Consider the following 7611-nt stretch of genomic DNA (forward strand, 5'->3'; position numbering starts at 1 on the left):
GGGATTCTGGGCGTGCTCGCGGCGCTGGGTGCGGAGGCCGGGGAGCCGGCGAAGGACGGCGGGGGGCCTCCGAAGGTGGAGACGCCCCCCAAGGACAAGGGCTTCGCCGTCACGTCGGAGGACGGGAACTACAAGCTGGGGGTGGGCCTCCAGAGCGGCTACAAGCTGGAGCCCGTGTGGGACGACGGCCAGTCCAAGGCCCGCACGGCGTTCCCGTTCCTGCGTCCGCGCCTCTACGGCAACATGTTCCGGCCGTGGATCTCCTTCTGGACGTCGCTGGAGCTGGCGTCGCCGGGGGCGCCGTACCTGCTGGACTCGTTCGTGGACCTGCAGCCCTGGAAGGCCCTGGGGGTGAGGGCCGGGCAGTTCTACACGCCCATCAGCCGGCACGAGTCCCTGGGGCCGCAGCAGATCCTCTTTCCGGAGTTCGCCGCGGTGGCGAACTACTTCTGGACCGGCCGCGACAAGGGCATCACGTTGATGGGGAAAACGAAGACGCTGGAGTACTACGCGGGCATCTTCGGCGGCTCGCCCCTGCGCTCCATCACGTCCGACCCCGGCCGGTGGGTGTCCAACGTGAGGCTCACGGTGAGCCCCATGGGCCCCATGGGCTACGGCGAGCTGCCGTACATCATGTCGGATGACAAGGGCTCGCCCTTCCGCGTGTCCTTCACGGTGCAGGGCGCGGGCGGCAAGGTGGAGCGGCGCGACGAGAACTTCAACGTGGAGACGGGCGGGTTCGACGTCACCGACGAGGGCCTGCGCAAGTTCGCCACCGGCGGCGTGGACTTCATGCTCCAGGCCCAGCGCTTCACCTTCTACGCGGAGGGCTGGCTGGAGCGCACCCAGCCGGAAGACCCCGCGGGGCCGAACTACACCAGCGTGGGGGCGTGGGGGCAGGCGGACTGGGTCTTCTACAAGAAGGTGCTGGACGCGGGGGTGCGGCTGTCCTGGCTGAACGCGAGCCTCGACCTGGACGACGACACGCTCTACATCGTGGAGGGGCAGCTCGCGTGGTTCGTGGACGCGCCGTTCCTGGCCTTCAAGCTGCGCTACGAGTTCGCGCATCAGGATGCTCCGAACCCCGCGCAGCAGGGAGCGGTGCAGTTGGCCCGCGAACCGGGCTCGTCCAACCTGGTGACGCTCCAACTCAACCTGGCGTTCTGACCGCGGCCCCGTCCGCCCCGGGCACGTATGGCCGCCCGCGAGTCGCCATCGCTCCAAGCCCGTCACTCCGGCGACATGCGCCACGGATGACGCTGGTCATGCCTGCCACAGGGGCGCGAGGCTGCCGCGCATGATCACCGTCAGTGCATTCAAGTGGGTGCCGCCGTTCGCGCGGGGCCTGGTTCGTGACCTCCGGGTGAGGTGGGCGCTGGAGGAGGCGGGCCTGCCGTACGAGGCGCGGCTCATCGACCCCCAGATCCAGAAGGCCGCGGACTACCGCGCGCAGCAGCCGTTCGGGCAGGTGCCGGTGTTCCAGGAGGACGGCCTGACGCTCTTCGAGTCGGGCGCCATCGTGGTCCACCTCGCGTTGAAGAGCGAAGCGCTCTTCCCCAAGGACGAGGCGGGCCGGGCGCGCGCGCTCACGTGGGTGTTCGCGGCGCTGAACTCGCTGGAGATCCACGTCCAGCAGCTCGCGGAGATCGACCTGTTCACGCCGGAGGCGCAGTGGGCGAAGCTCCACCGGCCCGACGTGGAGAAGCAGACCCACCACCGCCTGGGTGAGCTGGCCACGTGGCTGGGGAACCGCGAGTACCTGGAGGACCGCTTCACCGCGGGCGACCTGATGATGGCCACGGTGCTGCGCATCCTTCGGCACACGGAGGTGCTCGACGCGCATCCCACGCTCAAGGCCTACAAGGAACGGTGCGAGGCGCGGCCCGCGTTCCAGCGCGCGCTGGCCGCTCAGATGGAGGCCTTCCAGCAGCACGAGCGGCGCGAAGCCTGACGCGCCGGACATCCAGGAGGTCCCTGGCCTCGCGCGCCGCTTCGCGCTAGGGAGGGAGTCATGTCCTCCGCCCTCCAGACCCGTCCCCGGAGTGAGCTTGCCTCCGGGCGCTTCGGCCAGACCCGCTTCATGCTCCGCCGGAAGTTCTTCAAGATCTTCGGCGGCGCTTTCCACATCTACGACGAGGCGGGCAACGTCGCCTTCTACTCGAAGATGAAGGCCTTCAAGCTGAAGGAGGACCTGCGCGTCTACAGCGGCGAGGACATGCAGGAGGAGCTCATCACCATCCAGGCCCGCAGCATCCTGGACTTCGGCGCCACCTACGACGTCACCGACGCGGTGACGGGAGAGCGCGTGGGCGCGCTGCGCCGCAAGGGCCTGAGCTCCATCCTGCGAGACACCTGGCTCATCCTGGACGCGGACGGGCAGGAGGTGGGCAAGGTGGAGGAGGACAGCATGCTGCTGGCGCTCGTGCGGCGCTTCCTCACCAACCTGATTCCCCAGACCTTCACCGGGACCCTGGGCAGCGAGCAGGTGTTCAGCTTCAAGCAGCACTTCAACCCGTTCATCCAGAAGATCGACCTGGACTTCTCCGTGGACACGCAGCGCCGGTTGGACCGGCGCCTGGGCATCGCCGCGGCGGTGCTCCTGTGCGCGATTGAAGGCCGCCAGTCGGGCGGGTGAAGTCGCCGCGTCGCGCATTCCCTGCGCCAGCGGTCTTCAGCGCACGCTGGCCCAGAACGGCTTGAGCGCCTCGCGGCTCGTGGCCAGCGCCTCCCGCGCGTCCGCGTTGATGGTGCCGGGCGCGAAGCTGTCATCGCGCCCCGCCAGCACTTCGATGCAGGCGTGCACGGAGTTCGACAGCCCTTCCAGCGAATAGCCACCCTCCAGCACCAGCGCCAGCTTCCCGCCGGAGACCTCCTCCGCCAGCTTGCGCACGGCGGTGCACATCGCCGCGAAGCCGCGCTCGGTGACGTCCATGCCGCCAATCGGATCCGCGCGGTGCGGGTCGAACCCCGCGGACACCAGCATCAGGTCCGGCCGGTACGCCTGGGCCACGGGGAGCAGCAGCTCCTCGAAGATCATCCCGTAGTCCGCGTCCGTGTTGCCGCCCGGCAGGCCGCAGTTGACCGTGTAGCCCTGGCCCTCTCCGCGCCCCACCTCCGGCGCCGCGCCGCTGCCCGGGTAGTAGGGGAACTGGTGCACCGACTGGTAGAGCACGTCCCTGCGCCCCCAGAAGGCCGCCTGCGTGCCGTTGCCGTGGTGCACGTCCCAGTCCAGCACCAGCACGCGCTCGGCGCCCAGCCGCCGCCCGGCCTCCGCCGCGATGGCCACGTTGTTGTAGAGGCAGAAGCCCATGGCCCGGTCCGGCTCCGCGTGGTGGCCGGGCGGACGCACCAGCGCGAACGCGTTCTTCGCCGTCCCCGCCATCACCGCCTCCACGGCCTGCACCGCCGCGCCCGCCGCCAGCCTCGCCGCGTCGATGCTGTCCGGCGACACCGCCGTGTCCTCGTCGATGCGCTCGAAGCGGCCGCCCAGCTTCTCCATCGCGTCCAGGTGCGCCGGGGTGTGCACCGCCAGGAGCTCCGCGTCCGTGGCGGAGCGGGGATGGGTCATCACCGTGCCCGCGATGGGGTTTCGCGCCAGCATCTGGAGGATGCGCCGCAAGCGGGCGGGCGACTCGGGGTGGCCCTCGCTGGCGTCGTGCTGGAGGAAGAGCGGGTCGGTGAGCAGCAGCGTCGCGGTCATCCCCTGGACCTTACGCATCCTGCTCCCCGGAACCCAGCGTCCGTCCCTGGCAGGCGGGGAAGTCCGTTCCTTGCCCTGGGCAGGCCACCCTCCCTACAGTGCGCGGGCCTTGCCACGTCGCCTCAAGAAACCCGGTCTCCGGGGCATCCTCCTGGGTTCGTTCGGCCTCGCGCTGGCCGTCATCCTGGGGACGCTCTACTTCGTCGTTCCCCGCCAGGTGGGCAACCACCTGAGGGAGCGCATGGCCCTGCACGCCCAGACCAAGGCCGAGGAGGTGTCGGCGCTGGTCCAGCGGCAGGCGGGCACCCAGCCGGTCCCCAACCTGGGCGACCTCCCGCGCGACGACGACTTCAGCGTCATCGCGGTCCTGGATGCCCAGGGCGTACCCCGCGCCACCCTCCCGGCGACAGCGCCCTCCTGGTTCACCCGGGACCTGGAGAAGCGTTTGCAGCAGCGCCCGCTCCCGCCGCTGGATCAGATGGAGTTCGAGGACGACAACTGGGCGGTGACCCGGCCGGTGACGCTCGCGGGCGGTGTGCCCGGCGAGGTCGTCGTGGTGGTGGACGCGGCCCGGCTGGAAGGTGTGCTCACGGCCCTGCGCCACACGGTGATGCTGGCCTTCCTCGTGGGCCTGGTGCTCTTCCTCCTGGTGGCGTTCCTCATCTCGCGCGCGTTCATCCTCCACCCGCTGGACGCGATGATGTCCATGGCGAGCAAGCTGGCGGAGGCCGACCTCACCGGCCGCGCGGAGGTGCGCAACAACAAGGACGAGCTGGGCCAGCTGGCGGAGGCGCTCAACCGCATGGCCCAGTCCTGGCGCGACACGCTGGGCCGCGTGCGCGGCGTGTCCGACGTGGTGGCCGGCGTCATCGAGCAGATCCACCGCACCGGCACCACCGTGTCCTCCGGCGCGGGCACCGTGCAGTCGCGCGTGGAGGAGACGTCCTCCTCCATGGTGGAGATGATGGCCTCCTTGCGCGGCATCGCGGAGAACGTGGAGGTCCTCTACCAGAGCGCGGAGGAGAGCAGCTCCTCCATCATGGAGATGGCCGCCACCAACGACGAGGTGGCGGAGAACGTCCAGGCCATGGCCGCCAGCGTGGAGGAGACCACCAGCGCCATCGAGCAGATGACGTACTCCATCAAGGAGGTGGCCAAGAACATCGAGGACCTCTCCGCGTCCACGGAGGACACCTCCTCCGCCATCAGTGAGATGGACGCCGCCATCGGTCAGGTCGACGCCAACGCCAACGAGACGGCCCGCCTGTCCGAGCAGGTCTTCGAGGACGCGCAGACGGGCGTGGAGGCCCTGCGCAAGACGCTCTCCGGCATCGACCGCATCAAGGACACCAGCCGCACCGCCGCGGGCGTCATCGACAGCCTGGGCCGGCGCATCAGCGAGATTGGCAACATCCTCAACGTCATCGACGACGTGGCGGAGCAGACGAACCTGCTGGCCTTGAACGCCGCCATCATCGCCGCGCAGGCGGGTGAGCACGGCAAGGGCTTCGCCGTGGTGGCGGAGGAGATCAAGGACCTGGCCGAGCGCACCGGCGCGTCCACCAAGGAGATCGCCGAGCTCATCCGCGGCGTGCAGGAGGAGAGCCGCAACGCCGTCGTGGTGATGAACCAGGGCGTCAAGAGCGTGGAGGAGGGCGTGCAGCTGGGCCGCGAGGCGGAGGGCGCCCTGCGGAAGATCAACGACAGCACCCAGAAGTCCACGCAGATGGTGAAGGCCATTGCCCGCGCCACCGTGGAGCAGGCGCGCGGCAGCAAGCAGGTGACGGCCGCCATCCACCGCATCTCCGCCACCGTGTCGATGATCTCCCAGGCCTCCAACGAGCAGGCCCGGGGCGGTGAGCAGATCATGAAGAGCGCGGAGCGGATGAAGACGCTCACGCAGCACGTGCAGCGCTCCAGCCAGGAGCAGGCGCACGGCAGCAAGCAGATCACCCGCTCCATCGAGAGCATCAACGAGATGGTCACCCACCTGAACCGCGCCCAGAAGGAGCAGACCAAGGGCAGCGAGCAGGTGCTCAAGGCCGTGGAGACCATCAAGGGCGTGTCCGAGCACCAGACGCGCTCGGTGCGTCAGCTGGAGGAGGCCATCGACAACCTCACGCGCCAGGCCGAAATCCTCCGCGCCGAGGTGCGCCGCTTCCGCGTCTGAAGCACCCGCCGCTCCCCGTTGAAGGACTTCATGCCCGAGTCGTCCGAGTCCGCCACCTCCCGTCCTGTGTCCGAGCGCGCCGTGGTGCTGCTCATCGGCGCGGTGCAGTTCGTCAACATCCTCGACTTCGTGATGGTGATGCCGCTGGGCCCGGACTTCGCGAAGGGGCTCGGCATCGAGTCCTCGCACATCGGGACCATTGGCGGCAGCTACACCGCCGCCGCGAGCGTGGCGGGGCTGCTGGGCGGCTACTTCCTGGACCGCTTCGACCGGCGCAAGGCGCTGGCCGTGTGCATGCTGGGGCTCGTCGCGGCCACCGCGGCGGGGGGATTCGCGGTGGGGCTGTCCACGCTGCTGCTGGCTCGGGTGTGCGCGGGGCTCTTCGGCGGGCCGGCGACGGCGCTGTCCCTGTCCATCATCGCGGACCTCATCCCGGTGGAGCGCCGGGGCCGGGCGCTGGGCGCGGTGATGGCGTCCTTCTCCGTGGCCTCCGTGCTGGGCGTGCCCCTGGCCTTGAAGGTCGCGGAGCTGGGCACCTGGCGGACGCCCTTCTTCGTGGTGGCGGCGCTGGGGCTGGTGCTGGTGCTGGCCGCGCTCTGGCTTTTGCCGCCCGTGCGCGGGCACCTCAAGCCCGGCGGCGGCGCGGCCCGGGCCCCGGGCGTGGCGGAGCTGCTGGGCAACTCCGACGTCCAGCTGTCCTACCTGATGACGGCGCTGGTGATGATGAGCGGCTTCATCGTCATCCCCAACATCTCCGCCTACCTCCAGCAGAACCTGGGCTACCCGCGCGAGAACCTGTGGATCCTCTACGCCGCGGGCGGCGTCGTGAGCTTCTTCACGCTGCGGCTGACGGGGCCGCTGGTGGACCGCTTCGGCTCCTTCCGCATCGGCACGGTGGGCGTGGTGCTGGCGGCCCTCACCACGTACGTGGGCTTCATCCACTACCCCGCGTGGCTGCCCATCCCCTTGCTGTTCATGGCCTTCATGCTGGCCATGGGTGTGCGCAACGTGGCGTACAACACGCTCACCTCGCGCGTGCCGGACAACCCGGTGCGCGCCCGCTTCATGTCGCTGCAGTCCGCCACCCAGCACATGGCCTCCGCGCTGGGGGCCTTCCTGTCGGCGCGCCTGCTGGTGGACCTGCCGGACGGGACGCTCGGCGGCATGGACACCATCGCCTGGGTGTCCATCGGGCTGGCGGTGGGGGTGCCCGTCATGTTGCGGGTGGTGGAGGGGCGGGTGCGCTCGCGAGAGCAGGCCCGGGCCCTGGCGGTCCCCCCGGCGCAGGGGCTGGCCGCGCCGCTGTCACCGGAGGCCCACTCTCACGGCTGATGGGGCAATGTGCCCCAGGGGAGCATGGGGGTGGGGCGGGAGCCCGGCCGCCCGCCTCCCGGACACGAGGCCAGACGGACGCTGGACGGTCGCTGACGGTTGCGCGGGCCGCCTGTGGGCGCGATAACCCCGGGACGTCCCCTCCAAGGGGGATGACGACCACCCATGTTCAACATCGGCGCAGGCGAAATGGTGTTCATCCTGGTGGCCGCGCTGATCGTGCTCGGCCCCCAGCGGCTGCCTGAGCTGGCGCGGGCCATCGGCAAGTTCATGCGCGAGTTCCGCCGGCAGACGGACGACGTGCGCAACGTGGTGGAGCGCGAGTTCTACGCCATGGACGAGGACTTCAACCGCATGCCCCCGACGCGCCCGGGCACGCGCGTGCCGTCCCCGCCGCCGGAGCTCGCCC

Annotated in this window: 7 protein-coding genes; 6 read left to right on the forward strand and 1 reads right to left on the reverse strand. The window is 70.1% G+C overall.

Annotation, left to right across the window (positions count from 1 at the left end; genetic code table 11):
- The 3 genes from D7W82_RS37150 to D7W82_RS37160 all read left to right on the forward strand — a co-directional run.
- Nucleotides 1-1167 (forward strand): porin (locus D7W82_RS37150; RefSeq protein ID WP_147439744.1); only part of this gene is annotated, 1167 nt, incomplete at its 5' end.
- 130 nt (nucleotides 1168-1297) lie between these two features.
- On the forward strand, nucleotides 1298-1951 hold the full coding sequence (locus D7W82_RS37155) for a glutathione S-transferase family protein (protein ID WP_120622811.1): 654 nt from the start codon (nucleotides 1298-1300) through the stop codon (nucleotides 1949-1951).
- A gap of 60 nt (nucleotides 1952-2011) precedes the next feature.
- Nucleotides 2012-2635 carry a hypothetical protein gene (locus D7W82_RS37160; protein ID WP_120622812.1) on the forward strand — a complete coding sequence of 208 codons (624 nt, stop codon included), beginning with the start codon at nucleotides 2012-2014 and terminating at the stop codon, nucleotides 2633-2635.
- Between the two features lie 36 nt (nucleotides 2636-2671).
- Here D7W82_RS37160 and D7W82_RS37165 read toward each other — a convergent pair whose 3' ends face one another.
- A complete protein-coding gene (locus D7W82_RS37165) occupies nucleotides 2672-3718 on the reverse strand; it encodes a histone deacetylase (protein ID WP_120622813.1) in 1047 nt (348 codons plus the stop codon).
- A gap of 91 nt (nucleotides 3719-3809) precedes the next feature.
- Between D7W82_RS37165 and D7W82_RS37170 the strand changes: the two genes are divergently transcribed.
- The 3 genes from D7W82_RS37170 to tatB all read left to right on the forward strand — a co-directional run.
- Entirely contained in the window at nucleotides 3810-5870 is a 2061-nt protein-coding gene (locus tag D7W82_RS37170) for a methyl-accepting chemotaxis protein (RefSeq protein WP_120622814.1), read from the forward strand.
- Nucleotides 5871-5900: 30 nt separating this feature from the next.
- A complete protein-coding gene (locus tag D7W82_RS37175; protein WP_120622816.1) occupies nucleotides 5901-7202 on the forward strand; it encodes an MFS transporter in 1302 nt (433 codons plus the stop codon).
- Nucleotides 7203-7367: 165 nt separating this feature from the next.
- Nucleotides 7368-7611 (forward strand): Sec-independent protein translocase protein TatB (gene tatB, locus D7W82_RS37180; RefSeq protein ID WP_120622815.1); only part of this gene is annotated, 244 nt, incomplete at its 3' end.

It is taken from the genome of Corallococcus sp. CA049B (assembly GCF_003611685.1).
Taxonomy (GTDB): Bacteria; Myxococcota; Myxococcia; order Myxococcales; family Myxococcaceae; genus Corallococcus; species Corallococcus coralloides.